Genomic DNA, 23698 nt, shown 5'->3' with positions numbered 1-23698 from the left:
GGAGTCATCCATGTTCCGTGTGCTGACCACGACCTGCGCCACCGGTGCGCTGCTGTTCGTGGGCGCGTTCCCGGCCGCGTCCGCGGGCTGGGCGGCGGAGCAGTCGCTGCCGCTGCAGCCGCCGACCACCTCGCTCCAGCAGACCGATGTCGCGGCCGGCCTGTCCGGGCTGACCGGCGCCGTCGGCAACAGCGCGCACCCGTTGAAGACCCTCCGGCTCGACCCGATGGCCGCGTCCTCGGCCGACCCGCTGTCGAACGGGGTCGCCCTGGCCCCGGACGGCCCCGGCGACCGCCCGGTCTCCACGACCGCGGTCACCAGTCCGCTGAGCGCGGGCGGCGGGCTGGACAGCGTGCCGCTGGTCGGCAGCCTGACCCACGCCCTGCCGGGCAGCTGACCGCCCCTCGGCCGGCCGCTCCCGGCCGCGGCTGAGCCCCGCACCACGGAGGTCCGTCGTGCGGGGCGTCGCCGTGCCGGGCGGTGCTACTGGTTCAGGTCGTCCATCGTGGTGCCGACCGGGGCCACCAGGGTGTCGGCCCGCTGGAGCAGCGAGGGGGTGTTCGCGTCCGGCGTGAGACCGGCCGAGCCACCGGGGCTCGACTGCACCTGGGGCTCGGTGACCGAGGGGTCGAGCCGGCTCAGGTCGAGCGCCGGGCCGGTCCCGTCCCGGCCGTCGGCGGAGCCGTAGGACAGCGGGTGCCCGAGCGAGGCCGCCGCTCCGGTGGCCCGCAGCGGGGCGCTCGGCAGCGCGACGCCCAGCGCGCCGGAACCACCCTGCTGCGCCCCGGCCACCGGGGTCGCCACGGCCAGCCCCGGGGTGCCCCGGGTGGTGTTGAGCGCGGGGACCAGCGGGTCGGGCAGCAGTTGGTGGTCCTGCGGCGCGGTCGCCGACGGCGGCAGCACCGGCGCGGCCGGGAGCGTGCCGCTGACCGCGGAGGTGCTGGTGGTCTGCCCGGTGAGCGCGCCGACGGCCCCGTCCAGCGGCAGGTCGAACGGGACCTGCTTCAGCGACGCCGCCTGCTGGGCGGCCTCCAACTGGGCCGGGGTGAGCGGAGTCGCGGCGCTCACCCCTGCCGCCAGGCCGACCGAGGCGCACGCGGCGACGGCGATCGCGGCGGCCCGCGCAGTGACACTCATCAAGGGTTTCCCATCCGTTCGTGGACCGGCTCGCGCGTACGGAAACCGGGCTCCGGCTGAAACGCTCGCTGGTAGTTCGAACCAGGAGCATCTTGCCTGAACGATTCACTCGCCCTGAAGTGCGGCCTTGTCACTCGAATCAACTACGGCATCCGGGCGTGATTCATCCTCACGTGCTGTCGACTGACCTATTCGAGTTAATAGCCGTTGCCCCTGCTCAGTGCCTTCGTTGATCAGACTGCAACCGCCGCCCGTGCGGCAGGACTTGGGTCCAGAGGTTCGGCAGGCCGCCTGCGCGGTGCCGTTCCGGAGGACGGAGGCCTTCCCGGTGGATGCGCCCCCAGAGTTCATGGGATTCGTTCAACGGAACGATCCGGACGTTCGAGAACACCCACTCCCAGAAATGGATCTGCAATGATCAAGAAGGCCCTTGCCACCGTCGGAATCGCCGCTGCGGCTTTCGCCGCGACCGCCGCGCCGGCCTCCGCCATCGGCGACAGCGACGGGTCCACCCTGTCCGGCCAGGGCGCGGGCGGCACCAACGTGACCGGGACCTGGGGCGACAACAGCCCCAACTTCCACTTCCTGGACAACCCGAACATCTGCCTGCCCGAGGTCCACCACGTCCAGGTCGGCCTCATCCCGGTCCAGGCGGACCTGCCGATCGCCGACCAGCAGTCGCACCAGACCTGCAACGTCGGCCAGGCCACCCAGGGCGCCGGCGACGCGCCGCTCTCGCACCTCATCGGCTGACCGACCCCCACGCACGAAAGAGCACCCCTTCCATGTTGAAGCAGGCCCTCTCCGTTGTCGGCCTCACCGTGGCCGCTGCGGCCATGGTGGTCTCGCCGGCCGCCGCCATCGGCAACTCCGACGGCTCGACGCATTCGCTCCAGGGCGCAGGCGGCACTGACGTGACCGGGACCCACGGCCACCACAGCCCCGGCTACCACACGCTGGAGAACGCCAACGTGTGCCTGCCCGAGGTGCACCACGTGCAGGTCGGAGTGATCCCCCCGCTCCAGGCCGACCTGCCGATCGCCGACCAGCAGCTGCACCAGACCTGCCAGAACGGCCAGGCCACGCAGGGTGCCGGCGACGGCGTCGGCTCCCACCTGATCGGCTGACGTCCCCTCAGCCCGTCACGCACCACCTCCCACGGATCAACCCCCGAAAAGGTAGAAGAAAATGATCAAGAAGGCTCTCTCCGCCGTCGGCATGGCTGCCGGTGCTGTCGCCCTGCTCGCCGCCCCGGCCGCCGCCATCGGCAACTCCGACGGCTCGACCAGCTCCCTCCAGGGCCCCGGCGGCACCAACGTCACCGGCACCTGGGGCGACAACAGCCCCAACTTCCACACCCTGGACAACCCGAACATCTGCCTGCCCGAGGTCCACCACGTCCAGGTCGGCCTCATCCCGGTCCAGGCGGACCTGCCGATCGCCGACCAGCAGCTGCACCAGACCTGCAACGTCGGCCACACCACCCAGGGTGCGGGCGACGGCGCGCTGTCCCACCTGATCGGCTGATTCCGCCTCACCAGCGCCGAATCACCACGGCACGACCGGCCGCCCGGCGGCCGTTGACCAGACGATCACCCGATCGAACGACCCTCCAGGATCAATGACGGCGGGCCGGGGAGCATGCTCCCCGGCCCGCCGTTCCGTTGTCCTCCGCCGCGCTCAGCCGTTCGCCGGACTCAGCCGTTCGCCAACATCCGGGCCGCCTCGACCGCCCAGTAGGTCAGCACCTGGTTGGCCCCGGCCCGGCGGATCGAGGTCAGCGTCTCCAGGATCATCCGCTCGCGGTCGATCCAGCCGTTGGCCGCCGCCGCCTCGACCATCGAGTACTCGCCGGACACCTGGTAGGACACCACCGGCACCGGGCTGATGTCGGCGACCCGGCGCAGCACGTCCAGATAGGTCATGCCCGGTTTCACCATCACCAGGTCCGCGCCCTCGGCCAGATCCAGCTCCAGCTCGCGCAGCGACTCCCGGGCGTTGGCCGGGTCCTGCTGGTAGGCCTTGCGGTCACCCTTGAGCGAGGAGCCGACGGCCTCCCGGAAGGGGCCGTAGAAGGCCGAGGCGTACTTGGCCGTGTAGGCCAGCACCGAGACGTCCTGGTAACCGGCGGCGTCCAGGGCCTGGCGGACGACCGCGATCTGACCGTCCATCATCCCGGACGGGCCGACCATGTGGACCCCGGCCTCGGCCTGGACCACGGCCATCTCGGCGTAGCGGAGCAGCGTCGCGTCGTTGTCGACCGAGCCGTCCGCGGCCAGCACCCCGCAGTGGCCGTGGTCGGTGTACTCGTCCAGGCAGAGGTCGGACATCACCACGAGCTGGTCGCCGACCTCGGCGACGACGTCGCGGATCGCCTGCTGGAGGATGCCGTCCGGATTGGTGCCCTCGGAGCCGGTCGCGTCCTGCACCAGTGGGACGCCGAAGAGCATCAGCCCGCCGATCCCGGCCTCCGCGGCCTCGACCGCGGCCTTCCGGAGCGAGTCCCGGGTGTGCTGGAACACGCCCGGCATGGAGCCGATCGGCATGGGCTCGGCGATGCCCTCGCGGGCGAACACCGGCAGGATCAGCTCGGCCGGGTGCAGCCGGGTCTCGGCCACCAGCCGACGGACCGCCGGGGTGGACCGGAGCCGGCGCGGACGGACGACCGGCGTCTCGATGGGCAGGTCATAGGACATGAGAGATCAGCGGGCCTTCCTGCGGGAGCCCGGGCGGCGCTCGCTCGGGCGGTACACCTGTTCGCCCGCCTGCGTGGCTGCGTCACGGCGGGCCGCTCCGAAGTCTGCCAGGGCCTCGGCGAGGGCGGCGGCGGACGGGGCCGGGGCGAGCACGTCCACCCGCAGCCCGTGCTCCTCCGCGGTCTTGGCCGTCGCCGGACCGATACAGGCGATCACGGTGACGTTGTGCGGCTTGCCGGCGATGCCGACCAGGTTGCGGACGGTCGAGGAGGAGGTGAAGATCACCGCGTCGAAGCCGCCGCCCTTGATCGCCTCCCGGGTCTCGGCCGGCGGCGGCGAGGCGCGGACGGTCCGGTAGGCCGTCACGTCGTCGACCTCCCAGCCCAGTTCGACCAGGCCGGCGACCAGGGTCTCGGTGGCGATGTCGGCGCGCGGCAGCAGCACCCGGTCGATCGGGTCGAAGACCGGGTCGTAGAGCGGCCAGTCCTCCAGCAGCCCGGCCGCCGACTGCTCGCCGCTGGGCACCAGGTCCGGCTTGACGCCGAAGTCGACCAGGGCCTGCGAGGTGGTCTCGCCGACCGCCGCGACCTTGATCCCGGCGAAGGCCCGGGCGTCGAGGCCGTACTCCTCGAACTTCTCGCGGACCGCCTTCACCGCGTTCACCGAGGTGAAGGCGATCCACTCGTAGCGTCCGGTGACCAGGCCCTTGATGGCCCGCTCCATCTGCTGCGGGGTGCGCGGCGGCTCGACCGCGATGGTCGGCACCTCGGAGGGCACCGCACCGTAGGAGCGGAGCTGCTCGGAGAGCGCCCCGGCCTGGTCCTTGGTGCGCGGCACCAGCACGTTCCAGCCGAACAGCGGCTTGGTCTCGAACCAGGAGAGTGCGGTGCGCTGGGCCACCTGCGGCCCGACGACGGCTATCACGCTGCTGGCCGGGTCGACCGGGGCCGAGACCGGCGAGGGCAGCACCCGGGCCGCCTTCAGCTCGGCCGCCAGCGTGCCCAGGGTCGCGGTGTAGGTGCGCTGCCGGGTGGTGGTGCCCTCCAGGGTCACCGAGACCGGGGTGTCCGGCTTGCGCCCGTGCGCGACCAGGGTCTGCGCGGCCGTGGGCAGCGCCCCCAGCAGGGTGCGGACCACCAGGGTGGCGTCGCAGCCGCCGAGGTTGCCCCAGTTGCCGTCGGTCAGCGGCTGCCGGGCGTCCACGAAGCGGACGTCGGTGCCGGTGCCGCTGCGCAGCGGCACCCCGGCGTAGGCCGGGATGCCTACGGTCTGGGCGATGCCCGGCACCACCTGGAAGGCGATCCCGGCCTGCGCGCAGACCAGCATCTCCTCGGCGGCCCGGCCGTCGAGCCCGGGGTCGCCGTCGACGGTGCGGACCACGTGCTTGCCCGCCTGGACGGCCGGGAACAGCCGGGAGACCGCGCTGCCGCCGAAGACCAGGGCGTCCGGGTCGCCGGAGGCGGTCGGGTCCGCGCTGTGCAGCTCCACGCCCGGGGGGCAGTGGACGCGGACGGCATCGGCCGTGAGCGGGTCGGCCAGCAGCACGTCCGCCGAGGCCAGCACCTCCACCGCGCGCAGCGTCAGCAGGCCGGGGTCGCCCGGCCCCGCACCCAGGAAGGTGACCTGGCCGGCCGAGCGGCGGACCGCTCCATGGATGTCATGAGTGGGGCTCACTTGACTCGCTCCCCCATCAGACCGGCCGCACCCGCGGCCAGCATCCGTTCCGCGAGCTCGCGGCCGAGGGCCGCCGCTCCCGGTTCGGACGCCGCCCCGGGCGCGAAGGCGCCGGTGGTGGACAACTGCACGACGGACGCACCGTCGACGGTGCCGACGAGCGCACGCAGGTGCAGCTCCTCGGCCTCCTGGCCGGCCGCGCCACGTCGCACGACGGCCAGGGCCCCGACGGGGGCGGAACAACCCGCTTCGAGCGCGGCCAGCAGCACACGCTCGGCGGTGACGGCGGCCCGGGTGGGGGCGTCGTCGAGGACGGCCAGCGCGGAGACCAGCTCCGCGTCGGCGGCGCGGCACTCGATGGCCAGCGCGCCCTGTCCGGGCGCGGGCAGCATCACCGTGTCCGCGATGATCTCGGTGGCCTCGGCCAGCCGGCCCAGCCGGCTGAGCCCGGCCGCCGCCAGCACGACGGCGTCCAGTTCGCTGGAGCGGACGAAGCCGATCCGGGTGTCGACGTTGCCGCGGATCGCGACCGTCTCCAGGTCCACCCCCCGGGCTGCCGCCCAGGCGTTCAACTGCGCCGCGCGGCGCGGGGAGCCGGTGCCTATCCGGGCCGGGCGGTCGCCGTGCGCGCACTTCTCGACCAGTTCCTCCAGACCCAGCCCGTCCCGGGCGACCAGGGCGTCCCGCGGGTCCTCCCGCAGCGGCACCGCGGCCAGCCGCAGCCCGTCGGGCTCGGCCGTCGGCAGGTCCTTCAGCGAGTGCACGGCGAAGTCGACGGAGCCGTCGAGCAGCGCGTCCCGCAGCGCGGAGACGAACACCCCCGTGCCGCCGATCTGCGCCAGGTGCTCGCGCGAGGTGTCGCCGTAGGTGGTGATCTCCACCAGCTCCACCGGGCGGCCGGTGGCGGCGGCGACCGCCTCGGCGACCATGCCGGACTGCGCCATGGCGAGGGCGCTGCGGCGGGTGCCGAGCCGCAGGGCGGCCCCGGCGGGGCGGGGGGTGTTGCTGAGTTGGCCACTCATGACATGATCATCCCGGTCGTGCTCGGTATGGACGCTTTTCGTCCCGGCGCTGCTCTGCGGGCCGCTGCTGGGCCGGCCGCTGCGCGGCTGGACGATGTGCGGCAGGGACGGGGTCATCCCAGGCCACCCCCCAGGGTCGGCACCTGCGCCGGAACGCGCGCCGGTGCCCCCGCGACGGCCTGGACCGCGGCGGGGTCGAGATCGAACAGCTCCCGCAGGGCCTCCGCGTAGGAGGCGCCCCCCGGCTCCCCGGCCAGCTGCTTGACCCGCACCGTGGGCGAGTGCAGCAGCTTGTCGACGACCCGGTTGACGGTCTGCGCCAGTTCGGCGCGGACGCGGGCTTCGAGGCCGGGCAGACGGCCGTCGAGGCGTTCCAGTTCGGAGCTGACCACACCGGAGGCCATGGCGCGCAGGGCGACCACGGTCGGAGTGATCGCCGCGGCGCGCTGTGCGGCGCCGAAGGACTCCACTTCCTGGGCGACGATACGGCGAACCGCGTCGACGTCCAAAGCCCCGGCCGCGCCGTCGGCGCGGGCGGCGGCCTCGGCCAGGTACTCCAGGTCCACCAGGTGGACCCCGTCCAGGGCCTGGACGCCGGGGTCGACGTCCCGGGGCATCGCCAGGTCGAGCAGGGCGAGCGGGATCTCCCCCGCGCGCGCGGCTGCGGCGGCGGCGATGTCCCGGGCGGTGAGGACGATCCCGGCCGCCCCGGTACACGAGATCACCACGTCGGCCCCGGCCAGCGCCTCGGCGACACCGGCGAAGGGGATGGCCCGCGCGCCGTACTCGGCCAGCGTCGCCGCCAGCCGTTCGGCCCGCGCCGCCGTCCGATTGGCGATGACCAGTTCGGCCACCCCGGCACGGGCCAGGGTCGCCGCCGCCAGCGAGCTCATCGAGCCGGCGCCGACGACCAGCGCCCGCTTGCCGGCGATCGGGCCGGCCGCGTCGGCGATCCGCTCCAGGCCGAAGGTGACCAGCGACTGGCCGGCCCGGTCGATCCCGGTCTCGGTGTGCGCCCGCTTGCCGACCCGCAGCGCCTGCTGGAACAGCTCGTTGAGGCTGCGGGCGGCCGTGCTCTGCTCCTGCGCGAGCGACAGCGCGTCCCGGAGCTGGCCGAGGATCTGCCCCTCGCCGACCACCATCGAGTCGAGGCCGCACGCCACCGAGAACAGGTGGTGCACGGCGCGGTCCTCGTAGTGGACGTACAGGTGCGCGGTGAGCTCCTCCAGGCCGATGCCGGTGTGCTCGGCGAACAGCGCGGACAGCTCGTCGACACCGGCGTGGAACTTGTCCACGTCGGTGTAGAGCTCGATCCGGTTGCAGGTGTTGACCAGGGCCGCCTCACCCACGGGACCGGCTGCGGCGGCGGCGTGGAGCAACTGCACCGGTGCGTCACCGGTGAGTGCCGCCCGCTCCAGCAGCCCGACCGGCGCGGTGCGGTGACTGAGGCCGAGTACCAGCAGACTCATGCTTCTGCCTCTCTTTCCGGATTCACGCCGGGATCACCGCCGAGAGGTCGCCGTCGTCGCCGTCGTCACCGCGGCCGGGACCGGTCACGGCCTTGCCGCGGGCCCGGGTCACGGCCCGCGCCGCCGCGGCGGCCACCGCCTTCGCCCCGCTGCCGGGGCGCGAGACCGCGGCCGGGGGCTCGTCCGCGAACGGGACCTCGCCGGACTTCCGCTGCTCGTGGAAGGCCAGGATCTGCAGTTCGATGGAGAGGTCGACCTTGCGGACGTCCACCCCGTCCGGCACCGAGAGCACCGTCGGTGCGAAGTTGAGGATGCTGGTGACCCCGGCCGCGACCAGTCGGTCGCAGACCTGCTGGGCCGCGCCCGGGGGCGTGGTGATCACTCCGATGGAGACGTGCTCCGCCCGGATGATCTCCTCCAGCTGGTCCATGTGCCGGACCGGCAGGCCGGCGGCGGTGCGCCCGGCCAGCGCCGGGTCGGCGTCCAGCAGGGCGGCGACCCGGAACCCGCGCGAGGCGAAGCCGCCGTAGTTGGCGAGGGCGTGGCCCAGGTTTCCGATGCCGACGATGACGACCGGCCAGTCCTGGGTCAGGCCCAGCTCGCGGGAGATCTGGTAGACGAGGTACTCGACGTCGTAGCCGACGCCCCGGGTGCCGTAGGAGCCCAGGTAGGAGAAGTCCTTGCGGAGCTTCGCCGAGTTGACCCCGGCGGCAGTGGCCAGTTCCTCGGATGAGACCGTGGGAACGGAACGCTCGGAGAGCGCGGTCAGCGCCCGGAGGTAGAGCGGGAGCCGCGCGACCGTGGCGTCGGGAATGCCCCGACCGCGCGAGCGGCCCGAAGGCGCCCGGCCCGCGGGCGGGTTGGATGGGGTGGAACGTCCAGTTGCCACGGTGCTCCTGTGGGTGAAGCTGGGCTGCGACCGCCAGGCTATGCGTTTGTGAACGTGTGCACAAAGATAGTGTCCGTTTTGTCCCCGAGGAGTGACGCGCATCACGCACGGTGCACCGGAGTGCCGGTGTGAGCCGGTGGGCACGCTGTCACTCCTCCAAGGTCGGCCCCCCGGCACAAAACCTCTTGATGGTAAACGTACGAACGTCCCATCTCATAAGACGGTGAACCGGCGGTGAACCCGCCATGCCCGGCCGGGGCCGGTCAGGCGCCCAGTGCCTTCCGCAGCCGCTGCGGGTCCACCCGCCAGAAGTCGTGCTGCCTGCCGTCGACCAGCGTGACCGGGATCTGCTCCCAGTACTTCCGGTAGAGCTCCTCGTCCTGGAGGATGTCCAGTTCCTCCCAGGAGAACCCCAGCTCCTCGGCCAGTCCGGCCACCACCGCGCGGGCGTCCTCGCAGAGATGGCAGTCGGGCTTGCCGATCAGGGTGATCACATGGTCGGACGGGCCCTTGCGGGAGGCGCCTCGGCGCAGCAGAGAAGTCACCCGCACATTCTGCGCCCCGTTAACGCCCCTTCCACATCCGCGATACGGAGTGAAACGGCTCCGCTGGCTATGCTCGACACCATGGCCACGCTGCGAAAGCTCCCGAAGGAGAAGCGTTCCTCTGCCGTGCTCGCGGGCGAGGCTGCCGCCGAGGCCACCCTCGGCGCCGCGAAGACCACCGCAGAGCCCACCGCAGAGCCCGCCGCCGAGCCCGCGGCCGCGACCGCGGAGGACGTGGCGGGCGTGGCGGGCGACCCCCGGGCCGCCGCCTTCTTCGACTGCGACAACACCATCGTCCAGGGCGCCGCGATCTTCTACCTGGGCCGGGGGCTCTACAAGCGCAAGTTCTTCAGCTCCCGCGAACTGCTGCGCTTCGCCTGGCAGCAGACCTACTTCCGGCTGAACGGCGCCGAGCACGCCGGGCACATGGCGGACGCCAAGGAGAGCGCCCTGTCGATCGTCCAGGGCCACCGGGTCGCGGATCTGGAGCGGATCTGCGAGGAGGTCTTCGACGAGTACATGGCCGAGAAGATCTGGCCGGGCACCCGGGCGCTGGTGAAGATGCACCTGGAGGCCGGCCAGCGGGTCTGGCTGGTGACCGCCGCCCCGCAGGAGGCGGCCAGGGTGATCGCCTCCCGGCTGGGGATGACCGGCGCGCTGGGCACGGTGGCGGAGGCCGTCGGCGGCGTCTACACCGGACGGCTGGTCGGCGAGCCGCTGCACGGACCGGCCAAGGCCGAGGCGGTGCGGGCGCTGGCCGCCCGCGAGCAGCTGGACCTGGCGCGCTGCGCGGCCTACAGCGACTCCTCCAACGACATCCCGCTGCTGTCACTGGTCGGCTACCCCTACGTGATCAACCCGGACGCCGGGCTGCGCCGCCACGCCCGGGAGCAGGGCTGGCGGATAAGGGACTTCCGGACCGGTCGCAAGGCGGCCCGGGTGGGCATCCCCGCCGCCGCGGGCCTGGGGGCGGCGGCCGGCGGCACGGTGGCCGCGATGGCGATCTACCGCAACCGGCGCCACCGCTGAGGCGTTCGCCCCGTTCGCTCCGGTTCGCTCGGCCCCGGGGACCCGGCTTGCGCACTCTCTGTGCGCCTTTCCGAACTGATCGCTTCTGATCACTCCGCCATGCCGGAAATCTCGGGGTTGTCGGGGGACATGTCGGGGAAACCGCGCCGGATCGATCGGCCTGCATCGGTACTTGATCAACCAGTGGCAGAGGTCGTCAGAAGCGGTCGGGCAGATTCGGTCACATAGTGCTATCAACTCGTAACAGATGTGACTAGAGCGGCCAATTCAGCGACAGGGTGTAGCCGTTGCTGCACGAAGCGTTATTCTCGTCAGACGCACGCCGGTACCCATGTGTCCCACGTTGGGTGAGCGGTCCCGCACTGCACGTAAACAGCTCTGCCTCTGGGAGTCCCGTGTACCCACACGTCCGGAACGACGCGCCTGCACCCTCCCTCGCCCACGGCGCCGCCGCAGGCGGGCTGGACCTGCTGCGCACTCTCCTGCGCGAGCAGTTGTTCCCCCCCGGCGCCCTCGCCCCCGCCGTGCTCGCCGTGGCCGGCGGCGGCGTCGGCACGCCCTACCCCCAGCCGCCGCGGACGCCGGTCGCCCAGCGCACCCGCACCTCCACCCCCGCCTCCTCCCGCCCGCGCAACCCCTCCTGGGACCGCGAGGAGCCGCAGGACTCCGCCGACAACCCGGTGATGCGGCTGGTGGAGCAGGCCCAGCAGGGCGACAGCGACTCCTTCGGCCGCCTCTACGACCACTACGCCGACACGGTCTACCGGTACATCTACTACCGCGTCGGCAGCCGGGCCACGGCCGAGGACCTCACCAGCGAGACCTTCCTCCGGGCGCTGCGCCGGATCGGCACCTTCACCTGGCAGGGCCGCGACTTCGGGGCCTGGCTGGTGACCATCGCCCGGAACCTGGTCGCCGACCACTTCAAGTCCAGCCGCTTCCGGCTGGAGGTCACCACCGGCGAGATGCTCGACTCCAACGAGTGCGAGCGCAGCCCGGAGGACTCCGTGCTGGAGTCGCTCTCCAACGCCGCGCTGCTGGACGCCGTGCACCGGCTCAATCCGCAGCAGCAGGAGTGCGTCACCCTGCGGTTCCTGCACGGGCTCTCGGTGGCGGAGACCGCGCGGATCATGGGCAAGAACGAGGGCGCCATCAAGACCCTCCAGTACCGGGCCGTACGGACGCTGGCCCGGCTGCTCCCGAGCGACGCCCGGTAGTACGAATCCGCCGATGCCCCGTCACCCGCACACCCGTCACCCGCACGATCGAGGCTGCGTAACCGAGCGTCCCCGCCGCTCGTTGCACAGTGTGCAAGGCCCTTCCGGGGCCGTGCGTCACCCTTTGGGGTGGTCCGAGGCACGACTGCGCAACCGTCCGGTCGGCCGAGTTGTCGACAACGACGAGAGGAGGTGCTGCCCATGACAGCCAACGTGCTTGAACACCGCAGGGCGAAAGCCTTCGCCGATGCGGTGGAGGACCGTCCCAGCACTGCCGCCCAGCAGTTCACGGAACTTCTGGCCGCAGTGGATGCCCTGGACACCCTGGGTTCCCAGAACATCCCCGGGCTCGCACCCGAGGTGCGCACCGTCCAGCGCGCCCAGCTGATGGCCGAGTTCGAACGCGCCTACGCGGGCGGCGGCAGTACGGCGGTGCCCCCGCAGCGGGCCCGCGGCGTCCACCGGGCGGGCGCGGCCGCCGGCCGCTTCCGGCCCAGCACCCGCTGGGGCCGTCGGCTGGCCGTCAGCGGCCTGGCCGCCGGCGTGGTGGTGAGTGCCTTCGGCGGCGTCGCCGCGGCCAGTTCCTCGGCCATTCCCGGCGATCCGCTGTACGGGGTGAAGCGCGGCCTGGAGAACTGGCGGCTGGACTTCGCCGGTTCGGACGCCGAGCGCGGCCGGCTGCTGCTGAGCGAGGCCTCGCAGCGGATGACCGAGGCGCAGCAGCTGGTCGACCGCCACGAGGGCAGCGACCACGAGCTGAGCCCGCACGTCATCGCCGAGGTCACCAAGGCGCTCAGCGACATGAACGCCGAGGGCACCCAGGGCCGGAACCTGCTGCAGGCGATCTACCAGCAGAGCCACTCGCTGGCCCCGATGCAGAGCCTGGCCGGCTTCGCCAGCTCCCAGCAGCGGCAGTTGGACGCGCTGGCCCCGCATCTCCCCAGCCAGGCCGACCCCGAGGCCGGACGGGTGCAGCAACTGCTCTCCGGAATAAGCGAAGAGCTGGCCCCGCTGCACCTCGGCGGGACCACCACCAGCGGCAGCGGATCGCTGTCCGCCCCCGGCACCGGCTCGTCCTCGTCCGTGGTCGGCGGGGCCGGCAGCGGCTCCCGCTCCGGCCAGGCCGCCGCCCCGAGCGGGGCGACCACCTCCGGGACCGGGACCATGGGCGGCAGCGCGCCGGTCTCCACCCCGAGCAGCACCGGCGGTTCCGGCGGCAGCCTGGTCAACGGGCTGACCGGGGTCCTCGGCAGCGGCGCCGCCCCGTCGAGCTCCCCCTCGACGCCGGGCAGCCCGGACGACAGCAGCCCCTCGGCCGCACCGGCCCCCGGCAGCGGGGTCACCATGCCGCCGCTGCTGCCCGGCCTGCTGCCGGCCCTCGGCCTCGGCCTCTCCGGCGACGGGACCGGCACCGGAGCCACCGGCTGACGGTGCGTCGACAGCGCCCAGGGGCCCGGCAGCCATCGGCTGCCGGGCCCCTGGGCGGACGGGGCCCAACCCTCAGAAGAAGACCGAGCGGCGCTGGACCAGCAGCCGGTAGAGGCTGTGCTGGACCGTCTCCCGGACCTGGTCGGTCAGGTTGAACAGCAGCATCGGGTCCTCGGCCGCCTCCGGCGGGTAGCTGTCCGTGGGGATCGGCTCGCCGAACTGGATGGTCCACTTGGTCGGCAGCGGCACCATGCCCAGCGGTCCGAGCCAAGGGAAGGTCGGCGTCAGCGGGACGTACGGCAGGCCCAGCAGCCGGGCCAGGGTCCGGGCGTTGCCGATCATCGGATAGGTCTCCTCCGCGCCCATGATGGCGCAGGGGATGATCGGCACCCCGGCCTTGAGCGCCGAGGAGACGAAGCCCCCCCGGCCGAAGCGCTGGAGCTTGTAGCGCTCGGAGAAGGGCTTGCCGATGCCCTTGAAGCCCTCCGGCCACACCCCGACGATCTCGCCCAGCTCCAGCAGCCGCTGGGCGTCCTCGTTGCAGGCGAGGGTGTGCCCGGCCTTGCGGGCCAGTTCGTTGACGCCGGGCAGCACGAAGACCAGGTCGGCCGCGAGCATCCGCAGGTGCCGTTGGCTCGGCGTGTGGTCGTGGATGGCGACCTGGGTCATCAGCGCGTCCCAGGGCAGCACCCCGGAGTGGTTGGCGACGACCAGCGCCCCGCCCTCGACCGGCAGGTGCTCCGCGCCCCGGACGTCCAGTCGGAAGTACTTCTCGGCGATCGGACGGACGGCGTTGAGCAGCACCTTGTCGGTGAGCTCGGCGTCGAAGCCGAACTCGTCGATCTCGTACTCGCCGGTCAGCCGGCGGCGCAGGAAGTCCAGGCCGCCGGCGGCCCGGTCCTCCCAGCCCTTGCCGAGGAACCGGTCCGCGAGGCCGCCCAGCGGCCCGGAGAGCACGCCGCCGACGGCGGCCGCGACGCTGTCGGCGAGGCCGCCGGCGGCGGGCTCGTCGGCGGCGGGCTCGTCGGCGGCGGGCTCGTCGGCGGGCTCACCGGCGGGCCCGGACCGCGGCTCCGGGTCGGGCACCGGCAGCGGCGCCGGCGCCGCTGCGCCGCGCGCGGCCCGGCCGCCGCCCGCCCGCTTCGTCCCGATGGGGATGACCTTGGCCTCCGTCACCGCGTGTTCCCTCGCCGAAGTCATCACTTGCCTCCTCTGTCGGTCGGCAGCAGTTCTGCCACCCGGGACGTCCAGCGGGCCACCTGCTCCGGCGGCAGCAGTCCCGCACCGGTGGAGCGGGCCAGGTCGGCCAGGGCCGCCTCGGTGCTGTAGCCGGGCGTGTAACCGAAGTTCTCGCGCAGGTGCCGGGTGTCGACCACCCGGCCGTGGGTGAGCATCCGCATCTGCTCCGGGGAGAAGTCCAGCACCCTGGTCTGCCGGGCCAGTCCGGCCACCCAGCTGACCGCCGGCAGCAGCATCGGCACAGTGGGCCGTCCGAGCCGCCGCGCGGCCTGGGAGAGCAGCAGCACGCCCTCCCCCGCGACATTGAAGGTACCGCTGTTGGTGGTCGAGCGCCGGGGCTCGACCGCGGCGAGCCGCAACACCTCGACCGCGTCGTCCTCGTGGACGAACTGCAGCCGGGGGTCGTAGCCGAGCACGGTCGGCAGGACCGGCAGCGAGAAGTACTCGTTCAGCGGCGTGTCGGCATCGGGGCCGACGATGTTGGCGAAGCGCAGCACGCAGACCGCGACATCGGGGCGGCGCCGGCCGAAGCCCCGGACATAGCCCTCGACCTCCACCGCGTCCTTGGCGAAGCCGCCGCTCGGCAGCATCTTGGGCTGCATCTGCTCGTTGAACACGGCCGGGTCGCGGGGCGCGGACCCGTACACGCTGGTCGTCGACTTCACCACCAGCCGTTGCACGGTGGGCGACTTCTGCACCGCCGCCAGCAGCTGCATGGTGCCGATGACGTTGGTCTCCTTGACCGTGGAGCGGCTGGTGGAGCCCAGCATGGTGGTGCTCACATTGAGGTGCACCACGGTGTCGACCTCGTGCTCGGCGAGTATCCGGGCCACCACGGGCCGCCGGATGTCTGCGTGGACGAAGGTGTAGCCGGCCAGTCGGCCGTCGTCGATCCCGCCGACGAGGTCGTGCACGGAGGGCTGCACGTCGACGCCGACCACCAGGTCGACACCCGGCTGCCTGCGGATCGTCTGGACGAAGCGGCTGCCCAGATGCCGGGCAACCCCAGTGACGAGTACGACCTTTCCCATCGGACAGTCCCTTCCCGCCGCCGGCGCAGAGGTCCCCGGACCTCTTGGTGCACGGTATCGCGTCGGTGTTGCCCGACCGTGTCATCAGGGGGTGTCTGTGTCCGAAGCGGGACAAAAAGAGCACAGAAAAGACCGCCGCCCGCACCGACACAGGGGTCGGTACGGGCGGCGGAAGACCTCGGCGCCGTCCTGGGACGACGTCAGGTCCTACTTCTTGTTGCGACGCTGAACGCGTGTGCGCTTGAGAAGCTTCCGATGCTTCTTCTTGGCCATACGCTTGCGACGCTTCTTGATTACGGAACCCACTGACAACCCTCACTCACTGGACAAACCCGCAGGAGCGGGAGTCAGAGTCCAAACGACTGACGTAAGCCACCAGCGTACCGAAACCTGGGCTCAGGGAGTAATCCGCCCCCGGAGCCGCTCGCGATGCCCTGCTGAGCACGGTCCGGCCGGGGTGGTTTCCCCGGCCGGACCGCATGGTCCGTCGCTCTGCTCCTGTCTTCGCCTACGCGGTCTCCCGCCCCACGTAGGACTCGCGGAGATAGTCGTGGACCGCCTGTTCCGGTACCCGGAAGGAGCGGCCCACGCGGATCGCGGGCAGCTCACTGCTGTGCACCAGGCGGTACACGGTCATCTTCGACACTCGCATCACCGAGGCGACTTCCGCCACGGTGAGGAAGTTGACCTCGTTCAGAGGCCGCTCTCCAGACGCCATGACAACACCGACCCTTATCCGTGTGACGGGCACCGGCTTCCCCTCCGGTGACTCCAGCCAACACACGCGTATCCCCAGAGTAGTTATGGGTGATACCAGTGGGAAGAGGGAGAAGTGGCCAATCACTACTGAGACATACCAGCCTGTTGCAGTACGTAGGCGCTCAGCAGTCCGTAGCAGTCCGGTCGCACACCGTCGTCGAGCGGAACCGTCACCGCGACCTCCCCCTCGGCCTCCGCGACGAAGACCGCGGGGTCGTTGGAGTCGGCCAGGCCGACCGATCTGACGCCCAGTCGGCCGGCCCCGCAGGCCCAGCCGTGGTCGCCGATGAGCAGGTCAGGACGGTTGTGGCCGCTCTCGGCCAGGGCGGCCAGGGCGATCCGGACGGGCTGCGGCGAATGGGTGTGGACCGGGGTGGCCGACCCGACCGCGTCGGGGGCCGCGGAGCCGGGGGCTCCGATCGGGGGGTTCCCTTCATACACCCGCACAAGTCCTACGTCGTCCACGTAGTCGAGCCGGGCAGGGCGCGCGCCCTCCGGCGCGTGCATCGCGAAGCGCTGCCCGCGCGCCGGCGTGAGCAGGGCGCAGCCGGCGGCGCGCAGTCCGGCGGCGAGCTGCCGGTAGAAGAGGAGCAGCCGGCTCGGGTGGCCGGTGCCGAGCAGCACCCGGCCGCGGGCCGCCGCGGTCTCCCGGAGCACCGCCGCCATGGCGTCCAGCGCCCTGATCGTCAGTTCCGGGTCGATGGTGTCCTGCCCCTGACGACGGGCCGGGTCGGGCGAGACCCCGCAGCGCCGGGCCAGCAGGGCGAGCACCTCGGCCTCGGTCCAGCTCCCCGCCGGATCGAGGCCGAGCAGCAGGTCGGGGTCGCGGCGGGCGAAGCGGGCGTAGTTCCGCAGATTGTGCTCGCGCGGGGTGGCCACCTGCCCGGCGATCCGACTGTCCATCAGATGGCCGTAGAGCTCGGCTCCTTCGATCACGCGGCCAGTGTGACAGCCGGCCCGGCGGGCTGGCCGGAATTCGCGCGTTTCCGAACGGGCGGACCGGGACAGCCCCGGGCTCAGACCAGCAGCCCGTGGTGCGGGAAGACCGCCCGCCGGGTCGCCAGGACGGCCTGGTCGAGCCGGTCGGCCGGGTCGTAGCCGTCCTCGAAGTCCTTCCAGGACCCGCTCATGCCGTCGGTCATCCGCTCCGGGGCGCGCTGACCGGTGCGGCGGAACACCTCGGCCCGCCAGTCCTCCGGGGTGGCCGTCTCCGGCGCGATCGGCCGGCCGGCCGCGATGGCGACCAGGTGGGTCCAGGTCCGCGGGACCACGTCGGCGACGGCGTAGCCGCCCCCGCCCAGGGCCAGCCAGCGGCCCCCGGCGTGCCGCTCGGCGAGCTCCGCGATCGACGCGGCCACCGCGCGCTGGGCGTCCAGGCTGACCGCGAGGTGGGCCAGCGGGTCCTCGATGTGGGTGTCGGCGCCGTGCTGGCTCACCAGCACCTGCGGCCGGAAGGCCGCCAGCAGTTGCGGGACGACGGCGTGGAAGGCCCGCAGCCAGCCGGCGTCGCCGGTCCCGGCCGGGAGCGCGACATTGGCGGCGCTGCCCTCGGCCCCGGGGCCGCCGACGTCGGTGGGCCAGCCGGTCTGCGGGAACAGGGTGCGCGGGTGCTCGTGCAGGGAGATGGTGAGCACCCGGGGATCGTCCCGGAACACCGCCTCCACCCCGTCCCCGTGGTGGACGTCGACGTCCACGTAGGCGACCCGTTCCGCGCCCAGCTCCAGCAGCCGGGCGACGGCGAGGGCGGCGTCGTTGTAGACGCAGAAACCGGAGGCGGCGCCGGGCATGGCGTGGTGCAGGCCGCCGGCGAAGTTCACCGCGCGGCTGCCGTGCCAGACCGCCTGCGCGGCCGCCACCGACTGCCCGGCGATCAGCGCGGAGGCCTCGTGCATGGCCGGGAAGGCCGGGTTGTCCTCGGTGCCCAGGCCGCGCCCGGGGTCGGGCTCACCGGTCTCGGCGGCCTTGCGCACCGCCGCCACATAGCCGGGCTCGTGCACCAGCGCCAGCGTGGAGTCGCCCGCCGCCGGGGCTGCGGTCACGGTGACCCCGGGCAGCCGGTCCAGACCGAAGGCCCGGACCAGCGCCATGGTGAGCGACAGTCGGACCGGGTCCATCGGGTGGCCCCGGCCGAAGTCGTAGCGGGTCTCCGCCTCGTCCCAGAACAGCTGCAGCGACGTCATACCGCCACGGTATCGACTGCCACCGGGTGCGGCGCAACGGCCCCGAAGGCCCGGCCGACCCAGAGGATCGCCAGCACCAGCACCATCGGCACCAGCATCGCGATCCGGTAGCCGCTGCCCCCGGCCACCGCGCCGACCAGCGGCGATCCGACCAGGAAGCCCACGTAGTTGAAGATGTTGAGCCGGGCCACGGCGGCGTCCGCGTCCCCGGGGAAGAGCCGGCCGCCGGCCGCGAATACCTGCGGCACCACCACGCTCACCCCCAGGCCGACCACGGCGAAGGCCACCACCGCCGTCCACTCCTCGGGCGCGACGGCCACCAGCAGGAAGCCCAGCGCGCAGACGACGGCGCCCAGCCGGACCGTCCGGGCGCTGCCCCAGCGCTGCACCCGGCCGTCGCCGAGCATCCGGCCCAGCAGTGCGACCACCATGTAGGCGGCGTAGGGGACCGGCTGCATCTCACCGGAGCTGTGCATCAGCTCCTGCATGTACTTGGCGCTCCAGTTGGAGACCGTCGAGTCGGCGATGTAGGCCACGGCCATGGCCAGGCAGAGCGGCAGCAGCGGCTTCCACGGGATCGACCGCGCGGCCGCGGCCGCGGCCTCCTGGACCGCCCGGCCGAGCTCCTGCGGACCGGCGTACCAGACGCTGGCGACCACCGCGATCGGGATCGCCACCGCGGCCGTCGTGCCGAAGAGCGCGGCCTGGCCGATGTGCCAGTGGCTGCCGGCCCAGGCGATCACCGCGCCGAGGATGCCGCCGAGGCTGAAGGCGGCGTAGAAGCCCTGGACGATGCTGCGGCCGTAGCGGTGCTGCAGCGCCACCGCCGACATCGCCTCGCTGGCGTCGAGCCCGCCGACCATCAGCCCGAAGGCGCCGAGCGCGATGGCGGCCTCGGCGAGCTGGTTGCCCAGGCCGACGCCGAGCAGGGTCAGACAGACCAGCGGCTGGACGATCCGCAGCACCGCGCGCGGCGAGGTCCGCTTGACCACCCACTCCATCGAGATCGAACCGACCCCGGCCAGGATCGGCACCGCCGCCAGGAACACCGGCAGCATGGAGTTGCTGATCCCGTACTGGGTCTGGATCTCCGGGATCCGGGTCACCAGCAGCGCGAAGACCGCGCCCTGGACGAGATAGCTGACCAGCAGCGCGGTCCGCGCCTGCCGCAGCCTCGGGGTGACCTCCGCCGCCCCGTCCCCGGCAGTGGCCGTCGACTCGCCTGTCATCCGTGCACGTCCTTACCCACCGGTACCCGAACAAGTTGGCGTGAGCGTACGTACTCCTTCGGCACACCGGAAGGCCCCCGGTCAAAAGATCGCAAGCCGCAACCCACGTCGCTGCCGCCCGCCACCCGGCCCACTACCTAACGTGAGGAGCCGGACACACCATGTCCGCCGTCCACCGACCGTCAGAGAAGGGTCCCCATGGGTACGCGCGAACGCCTCCTCGCTCCCCTCCGCCGCAGCGCGCCCCCACGGACCCGCGGCCCAGGCCCTCACCGCCGTGTTCGGCCCGGAGCGGCTCACCGGTGACCGGTTCGCCCCCGAGCTGCTGACCCGGGTCCCGCTGGAGCGGCTGCGGGAGACGGTGGACGCGGTGCACGAGCGGCACGGCGCGCTGCGCCAGGTACGCCGCCGCCGGGAGCTGTACCAGCTGCAGTTCACCCACGGCTCGGAGCTGGTCTGGGCGACGACGGACCCGGAGGGTCGGCTCACCAGCCTGGTCACCGGCCCCGGCGCGCTGCTGGCGGCCGGCAGCGCCCCGCGCCCGGCGTGGTCCCCCCCCACCCCGGCCGGCGACGACGCGGCGCGGACGCGGCCCCGGCGGCGGAGCCGGTGTCGGGGGCGGAGCCGGTGTCGGGGCGGAGCCGGTGTCGGGGGCGGACGCGGTGTCGGGGGCGGAGCCGGTGTCGGGGCGGACGCGGTGTCGGGGGCGGAGCCGGTGTCGGGGGCGGCGGCGGATCCGCTCGTCCCGGCCCGGGGCGGCCCCGAGGACGGCGCACCCGGCGACCGGGGCAACGGCCCTGACGCCCCGTCGGCCGCGCCCCGCCCGGCCGCGCCCCCGCTGTCGCTCGCCCCGGCGGCGGCCGTCCTCCAGCGCACGGTCCTCGGCTACGCCGTCGCGACACTCCTCGAACTGACGATCCCTTACCTCACCGACACCGCCACCGGCTGGACCCTGCTGCTGCTCCAGGCCCCCGCCTTCTCCTGGTACGTGCTGCGCACCGCCCCCGCCCACACGGTGCCGCCGTGGTTCCGGGTGCTGCCGCTGCTCCCGATCGCCGCCGCCGTGCTGGCCGCCCTGCGGGCGCTGCCGCTGCTCGGCCCCGGCCTGCCGTGGAGCCGCCCCGGCCTGCCCGAGCTCTTCCTGTTCGCGGCGGTGAACGGCCTGGCCGGGTGGACCTACCGCCGCTCGCTGCCGCTGCGCCCCTCGCCCAGCGCCCACCCGCTGGTCCTCGACTCGCCGCTGCGCGGCGGCTGCTTCGCCCTGAGCGAGGGCGGCGGCCCGGCCGTCAACCGCTACGCCGAGGAGTCGCTGCTGGCCGGCGGCAGCCGCGCGCACCGCCACGCCGTCGACCTGGTCCAGCTCGGCGAGGGCCCGCAGTGGCGCGGCCGCCGGGCCCTGGGGCTCGCCCCGGCCGCCAACGAGCGCTACGCGATCCACGGCCACCCGGTGCTCAGCCCCTGCGACGGCGTGGTGGTCACCGCCGTCGACGGCCTGCCCGACCACGACCCCTACCGCCGGGACGCCGGCCACCCCGAGGGCAACCACGTCGCCATCGACACCGGACGCGCCCTGGTGGTGCTCTCCGGACTGCGGAAGGACAGCATCGCCGTCCGCCGGGGCCAGCACCTCACCGCCGGCACCCCGGTCGCCGCCGTCGGCAACTCCGGCAACGGCACCGAGCCGGCCCTCCACCTCCGCGCCGAGACCCGCACCTCCCGGCCGACCCCCGGCGGCGGCACCGGCCTCCCCTTCCGGATCGCCGAACTCCGCGGCACCCCGCTGCGCGGCCGCCGCTTCACCGTCCCGGACTGAGCGGCCGCGCCGCGCGCCGGAGCCGGCGCTAGAGGCCGAGCAGGGCCGGGACCTCGGCCGGGTCGGCGTAGAGGCCGGACGCGGCGGCCAGGCGGGCGCGGGGGGTGAGCGCGGTGTAGCCGTAGACGTCCATGCCGGCGGCGCGGGCGGCCTCGACGCCGAAGGGGCTGTCCTCCAGCACCACACAGCGCTCGGGCGGGACGCCCATGGTCCGGGCGGCGTGCAGGAAGAGGTCGGGCGCGGGCTTGCCGCGACCGACGTCCTGCGCGCTGAACAGCTGCTCCTCGGCGAAGAAGCCGGAGAGGCCGGTCCTGGTCAGCGCGGTCCGGATCCACGCGTGGTGCGCCGAGGAGGCCACGCAGTAGCGGACGCCGGACTCCTGGACCCGCTTCAGCAGCTCGGCCGCGCCCGGGACCGCGGTGAGGTGCTCCTGGAACACGGCGAAGACCCGGGCGTGGAAGTCCTGGTCGAAGCCGTCCGGCAGCACCGCCCCGTCGAAGCGGGCCGCCACCACGTCGTGGACGGTGTGCGCGGCCGCGCCCATGAAGTCCCGGTAGGAGTCCTCCAGCGTGGTGGGGAAGCCCAGCTCGGTGAGGTGATCGGCGAGCACCCGGTTGGCCAGGGGCTCGCTGTCCACGAGCACACCGTCGTTGTCGAAGATCACCAAGTCGTAGCGCATCCGGTCACCCTAGTCGGAACGCTCCGACCCCGGCCGGGCCGCTCACCTGCTGCCGGAGGCCAGCTCCTGGGAGCGGTTGCGGGCGGCCTCCAGCGCGGACAGCAGCGCGGCGCGGACGCCGTGGTTCTCCAGTTCGCGGATGGCGGCGATGGTCGTCCCCGCCGGGGAGGTGACCGCCTCCCGGAGCTTGACCGGGTGCTCGCCCGAGTCGCGGAGCATGACCGAGGCGCCGACCGCCGCCTGGACGATCATGTCGGCGGCGACCGAGCGCGGCAGGCCGAGCAGGATGCCGGCGTCCGTCATCGCCTCGACCAGGAAGTAGAAGTAGGCCGGGCCCGAACCGGACAGCGCCGTCGCCGCGTCCTGCTGGGACTCGGGGACGCGCAGGGTCCGGCCGACCGGCTTGAAGATCTCCTCGGTGCGCAGCAGGTGCGCCTCACCGGCGTGGGAGCCGGCCGAGATCACGCTCATCGCCTCGTCCACCAGCACCGGCGTGTTGGTCATCACCCTGACCACCGGCGTGCCCGGCGCCAGCCGCTCCTCGAACCAGGCGGTGGGCACCCCGGCCGCACCAGAGATCACCAGCTTGTCGGCGGCGACGTGCGGGGCGAGCTCCTCCAGCAGGGTGCCCATGTCCTGGGGCTTGACGGTGAGGATCAGGGTGTCGGCGGACTTGGCCGCCTCGGCGTTGGAGACCGCCTCCACCCCGTAGCGCTCGTGCAGCTCCGCCGCGCGCTCCGGGCGGCGGGCGGTCACCAGCACGTCCGCCGGGGCCTTGCCGGCCCGGAGCAGGCCGGAGACCAGCGCCTCGCCGATCTTGCCGGTGCCGAGGACGGCGACTCGTTGCGTCATGGGGGACCTCCCGTGCGGCTGTGCCGACCGCTGGACGGCGACTGGTGGGCACCGGCTGCGGGGCGGCCGACCGGTGGCTGGGCCCATCCTCGCACCGGCCCCCGCCGACCGTCCCGACCGTCCGCCTGACGGTCGGCGCGGTCGGCGGCGCGGTCGGGGCACGGACGGCGCCCGGTCGGCGGCGCGGTCGGCCCGATCCCCCTGTCACCTGCCCGATCCGCCGTCAGAAGGAGTCCTTCCCGGCTAATCTCAGGGTTGTCCCCTATAGCGTTCGGGGCCCTGCAGGCGCACCGTTGAAGCATGAGTAGCAGCGATGTCTCGACCCGCGAATCCGGCCAGCTCGCCGTCGCCTCGGCGACGCTCGGGCCCTGGCGTACCGCCGGTGCCGTCGGCGTGGTCGGCGCCGCAGCGGCCGCCGGCATCGACCTGATCACCCTCCACTGGTCGCTGAGCCTGCTCGCCGGCCCGGCGGGCATCGGACTGTGCCTGTTCTTCCTCGTCGGCGGAGTGGGCTCGGTCATCAGCAGCAAGGGCGGGGACCGGAGGCTGCGCCGCTGGGCGGCGGAGCACCCGTGGCAGACCGCGGCCGTCCCGGCCGCCGGGCTGTGGGTCACCTACACCCTGAGCCAGATCTTCCTCGGCGGATCGGGCTTCTTCGGCGCGATCTGGGCCGGGCTGTGGCACGCCGCGCTCCTCGGCGCGGTCATCGGCGTCGTCGGCTCGGTCGTGGCCGGCCGCCGCAACCGTGAGAAGGGCGGCTACTGACCGCCCCCGGCACGCTCTTGCCGAAATCTCTCCGTACACACGTTT

The 23698-nt window shown here is 73.2% G+C and carries 25 protein-coding genes; 9 read left to right on the top strand and 16 right to left on the bottom strand.

Going from position 1 to position 23698, the window contains the following annotated elements; translation table 11 throughout:
* The first annotated feature begins 10 nt into the window (after positions 1-10).
* Positions 11-397, top strand: a complete 387-nt coding sequence (locus BS75_RS23430; RefSeq protein ID WP_034089657.1) for a hypothetical protein — start codon at positions 11-13, stop codon at positions 395-397.
* Positions 398-483: 86 nt separating this feature from the next.
* Here the strand turns inward: BS75_RS23430 and BS75_RS23425 are convergent, their stop codons facing one another.
* Entirely contained in the window at positions 484-1137 is a 654-nt protein-coding gene (locus BS75_RS23425; protein WP_034089656.1) for a hypothetical protein, read from the bottom strand.
* A gap of 414 nt (positions 1138-1551) precedes the next feature.
* On the opposite strand from BS75_RS23425, the gene BS75_RS23420 reads away from it, so the two are divergent.
* The 3 genes from BS75_RS23420 (at position 1552) to BS75_RS23410 (ending at position 2664) form a co-directional block, all read left to right on the top strand.
* Positions 1552-1890 (top strand): hypothetical protein, encoded by a 339-nt coding sequence (locus tag BS75_RS23420; RefSeq protein WP_042439925.1) that lies wholly within the window; start codon positions 1552-1554, stop codon positions 1888-1890.
* A gap of 32 nt (positions 1891-1922) precedes the next feature.
* Positions 1923-2264: a hypothetical protein gene (locus tag BS75_RS23415; protein WP_034089655.1), complete on the top strand. Its 342-nt coding sequence runs from the start codon at positions 1923-1925 to the stop codon at positions 2262-2264.
* A gap of 61 nt (positions 2265-2325) precedes the next feature.
* Positions 2326-2664 (top strand): hypothetical protein, encoded by a 339-nt coding sequence (locus BS75_RS23410; protein ID WP_042439924.1) that lies wholly within the window; start codon positions 2326-2328, stop codon positions 2662-2664.
* 170 nt (positions 2665-2834) lie between these two features.
* Here BS75_RS23410 and hemB read toward each other — a convergent pair whose 3' ends face one another.
* From hemB to BS75_RS23380, 6 genes are all read right to left on the bottom strand, one after another.
* Positions 2835-3833: a porphobilinogen synthase gene (hemB, locus tag BS75_RS23405; RefSeq protein ID WP_042439923.1), complete on the bottom strand. Its 999-nt coding sequence runs from the start codon at positions 3831-3833 to the stop codon at positions 2835-2837.
* A gap of 6 nt (positions 3834-3839) precedes the next feature.
* Entirely contained in the window at positions 3840-5507 is a 1668-nt protein-coding gene (locus BS75_RS23400) for a bifunctional uroporphyrinogen-III C-methyltransferase/uroporphyrinogen-III synthase (protein WP_034089654.1), read from the bottom strand.
* Complete coding sequence (hemC, locus tag BS75_RS23395; protein WP_034089653.1) at positions 5504-6529, bottom strand: hydroxymethylbilane synthase; 1026 nt, start codon at positions 6527-6529, stop codon at positions 5504-5506. The genes BS75_RS23400 and hemC overlap by 4 nt, the downstream gene beginning before the upstream one ends.
* A gap of 113 nt (positions 6530-6642) precedes the next feature.
* Entirely contained in the window at positions 6643-7998 is a 1356-nt protein-coding gene (locus BS75_RS23390) for a glutamyl-tRNA reductase (protein WP_042439922.1), read from the bottom strand.
* A 22-nt stretch (positions 7999-8020) separates the two neighbouring features.
* A complete protein-coding gene (locus tag BS75_RS23385; protein WP_034089652.1) occupies positions 8021-8887 on the bottom strand; it encodes a redox-sensing transcriptional repressor Rex in 867 nt (288 codons plus the stop codon).
* 263 nt (positions 8888-9150) lie between these two features.
* Positions 9151-9432 carry a glutaredoxin family protein gene (locus BS75_RS23380; RefSeq protein ID WP_034089651.1) on the bottom strand — a complete coding sequence of 94 codons (282 nt, stop codon included), beginning with the start codon at positions 9430-9432 and terminating at the stop codon, positions 9151-9153.
* Positions 9433-9513: 81 nt separating this feature from the next.
* On the opposite strand from BS75_RS23380, the gene BS75_RS23375 reads away from it, so the two are divergent.
* The 3 genes from BS75_RS23375 (at position 9514) to BS75_RS23365 (ending at position 13106) form a co-directional block, all read left to right on the top strand.
* Positions 9514-10461, top strand: coding sequence for an HAD family hydrolase (locus BS75_RS23375; RefSeq protein WP_034093619.1), 948 nt, complete (start codon positions 9514-9516; stop codon positions 10459-10461).
* A gap of 395 nt (positions 10462-10856) precedes the next feature.
* Complete coding sequence (locus BS75_RS23370) at positions 10857-11678, top strand: ECF subfamily RNA polymerase sigma factor, BldN family (RefSeq protein ID WP_042439920.1); 822 nt, start codon at positions 10857-10859, stop codon at positions 11676-11678.
* Positions 11679-11879: 201 nt separating this feature from the next.
* A complete protein-coding gene (locus BS75_RS23365) occupies positions 11880-13106 on the top strand; it encodes a DUF5667 domain-containing protein (protein ID WP_034089650.1) in 1227 nt (408 codons plus the stop codon).
* Positions 13107-13178: 72 nt separating this feature from the next.
* Here the strand turns inward: BS75_RS23365 and BS75_RS23360 are convergent, their stop codons facing one another.
* The 7 genes from BS75_RS23360 to BS75_RS23335 all read right to left on the bottom strand — a co-directional run bounded on the left by BS75_RS23360 (position 13179) and on the right by BS75_RS23335 (position 19544).
* Entirely contained in the window at positions 13179-14306 is a 1128-nt protein-coding gene (locus BS75_RS23360) for a lysophospholipid acyltransferase family protein (protein WP_081982535.1), read from the bottom strand.
* The gene (locus BS75_RS23355) at positions 14306-15376 is read right to left on the bottom strand and encodes an NAD-dependent epimerase/dehydratase family protein (RefSeq protein ID WP_034089649.1); all 1071 of its coding nucleotides are present in this window, start codon (positions 15374-15376) and stop codon (positions 14306-14308) included. The genes BS75_RS23360 and BS75_RS23355 overlap by 1 nt, the downstream gene beginning before the upstream one ends.
* A 207-nt stretch (positions 15377-15583) precedes the next feature.
* A complete protein-coding gene (locus BS75_RS46850; protein ID WP_003948845.1) occupies positions 15584-15682 on the bottom strand; it encodes a 30S ribosomal protein bS22 in 99 nt (32 codons plus the stop codon).
* 202 nt (positions 15683-15884) lie between these two features.
* A complete protein-coding gene (locus BS75_RS23350; protein ID WP_030261033.1) occupies positions 15885-16094 on the bottom strand; it encodes a helix-turn-helix domain-containing protein in 210 nt (69 codons plus the stop codon).
* A gap of 125 nt (positions 16095-16219) precedes the next feature.
* Positions 16220-17071, bottom strand: a complete 852-nt coding sequence (locus BS75_RS23345; RefSeq protein WP_152646134.1) for a phosphatase — start codon at positions 17069-17071, stop codon at positions 16220-16222.
* 80 nt (positions 17072-17151) lie between these two features.
* The gene (locus BS75_RS23340; RefSeq protein WP_034089647.1) at positions 17152-18315 is read right to left on the bottom strand and encodes an acetoin utilization protein AcuC; all 1164 of its coding nucleotides are present in this window, start codon (positions 18313-18315) and stop codon (positions 17152-17154) included.
* A complete protein-coding gene (locus tag BS75_RS23335; protein ID WP_042439919.1) occupies positions 18312-19544 on the bottom strand; it encodes an MFS transporter in 1233 nt (410 codons plus the stop codon). Before BS75_RS23335 ends, BS75_RS23340 begins: the two co-directional genes overlap by 4 nt.
* 277 nt (positions 19545-19821) lie before the next feature.
* Between BS75_RS23335 and BS75_RS44690 the strand changes: the two genes are divergently transcribed.
* Entirely contained in the window at positions 19822-21357 is a 1536-nt protein-coding gene (locus BS75_RS44690; RefSeq protein WP_052069640.1) for a M23 family metallopeptidase, read from the top strand.
* Between the two features lie 28 nt (positions 21358-21385).
* Here BS75_RS44690 and BS75_RS23325 read toward each other — a convergent pair whose 3' ends face one another.
* Both BS75_RS23325 and proC read right to left on the bottom strand, forming a co-directional pair.
* Positions 21386-22036 (bottom strand): HAD family hydrolase, encoded by a 651-nt coding sequence (locus tag BS75_RS23325; RefSeq protein WP_034089646.1) that lies wholly within the window; start codon positions 22034-22036, stop codon positions 21386-21388.
* A gap of 42 nt (positions 22037-22078) precedes the next feature.
* Positions 22079-22888: a pyrroline-5-carboxylate reductase gene (gene proC, locus BS75_RS23320; protein ID WP_034089645.1), complete on the bottom strand. Its 810-nt coding sequence runs from the start codon at positions 22886-22888 to the stop codon at positions 22079-22081.
* Positions 22889-23188: 300 nt separating this feature from the next.
* Here proC and BS75_RS23315 point away from each other — a divergent pair, with 300 nt between their 5' ends.
* A complete protein-coding gene (locus tag BS75_RS23315; RefSeq protein ID WP_042439918.1) occupies positions 23189-23653 on the top strand; it encodes a hypothetical protein in 465 nt (154 codons plus the stop codon).
* The last annotated feature ends 45 nt before the right edge of the window (positions 23654-23698 follow it).

This window comes from Streptacidiphilus albus JL83, from assembly GCF_000744705.1.
GTDB classification, from domain to species: domain Bacteria; phylum Actinomycetota; class Actinomycetes; order Streptomycetales; family Streptomycetaceae; genus Streptacidiphilus; species Streptacidiphilus albus.
The sequence above is the reverse complement of the archived record's forward strand: the minus strand, read 5'-3'. Positions and strand labels throughout refer to the sequence as shown.

Coding starts and splice junctions, on each gene's coding strand:
- BS75_RS23430 (WP_034089657.1), top strand. CDS start 11: ATGTTCCGTGTGCTGACCACGACCTGCGCCACCGGTGCGCTGCTGTTC.
- BS75_RS23425 (WP_034089656.1), bottom strand. CDS start 1,137: ATGAGTGTCACTGCGCGGGCCGCCGCGATCGCCGTCGCCGCGTGCGCC.
- BS75_RS23420 (WP_042439925.1), top strand. CDS start 1,552: ATGATCAAGAAGGCCCTTGCCACCGTCGGAATCGCCGCTGCGGCTTTC.
- BS75_RS23415 (WP_034089655.1), top strand. CDS start 1,923: ATGTTGAAGCAGGCCCTCTCCGTTGTCGGCCTCACCGTGGCCGCTGCG.
- BS75_RS23410 (WP_042439924.1), top strand. CDS start 2,326: ATGATCAAGAAGGCTCTCTCCGCCGTCGGCATGGCTGCCGGTGCTGTC.
- hemB (WP_042439923.1), bottom strand. CDS start 3,833: ATGTCCTATGACCTGCCCATCGAGACGCCGGTCGTCCGTCCGCGCCGG.
- hemC (WP_034089653.1), bottom strand. CDS start 6,529: ATGAGTGGCCAACTCAGCAACACCCCCCGCCCCGCCGGGGCCGCCCTG.
- BS75_RS23390 (WP_042439922.1), bottom strand. CDS start 7,998: ATGAGTCTGCTGGTACTCGGCCTCAGTCACCGCACCGCGCCGGTCGGG.
- BS75_RS23375 (WP_034093619.1), top strand. CDS start 9,514: ATGGCCACGCTGCGAAAGCTCCCGAAGGAGAAGCGTTCCTCTGCCGTG.
- BS75_RS23365 (WP_034089650.1), top strand. CDS start 11,880: ATGACAGCCAACGTGCTTGAACACCGCAGGGCGAAAGCCTTCGCCGAT.
- BS75_RS23360 (WP_081982535.1), bottom strand. CDS start 14,306: ATGACTTCGGCGAGGGAACACGCGGTGACGGAGGCCAAGGTCATCCCC.
- BS75_RS23355 (WP_034089649.1), bottom strand. CDS start 15,376: ATGGGAAAGGTCGTACTCGTCACTGGGGTTGCCCGGCATCTGGGCAGC.
- BS75_RS23350 (WP_030261033.1), bottom strand. CDS start 16,094: ATGGCGTCTGGAGAGCGGCCTCTGAACGAGGTCAACTTCCTCACCGTG.
- BS75_RS23340 (WP_034089647.1), bottom strand. CDS start 18,315: ATGACGTCGCTGCAGCTGTTCTGGGACGAGGCGGAGACCCGCTACGAC.
- BS75_RS23335 (WP_042439919.1), bottom strand. CDS start 19,544: ATGACAGGCGAGTCGACGGCCACTGCCGGGGACGGGGCGGCGGAGGTC.
- BS75_RS23325 (WP_034089646.1), bottom strand. CDS start 22,036: ATGCGCTACGACTTGGTGATCTTCGACAACGACGGTGTGCTCGTGGAC.
- proC (WP_034089645.1), bottom strand. CDS start 22,888: ATGACGCAACGAGTCGCCGTCCTCGGCACCGGCAAGATCGGCGAGGCG.
- BS75_RS23315 (WP_042439918.1), top strand. CDS start 23,189: ATGAGTAGCAGCGATGTCTCGACCCGCGAATCCGGCCAGCTCGCCGTC.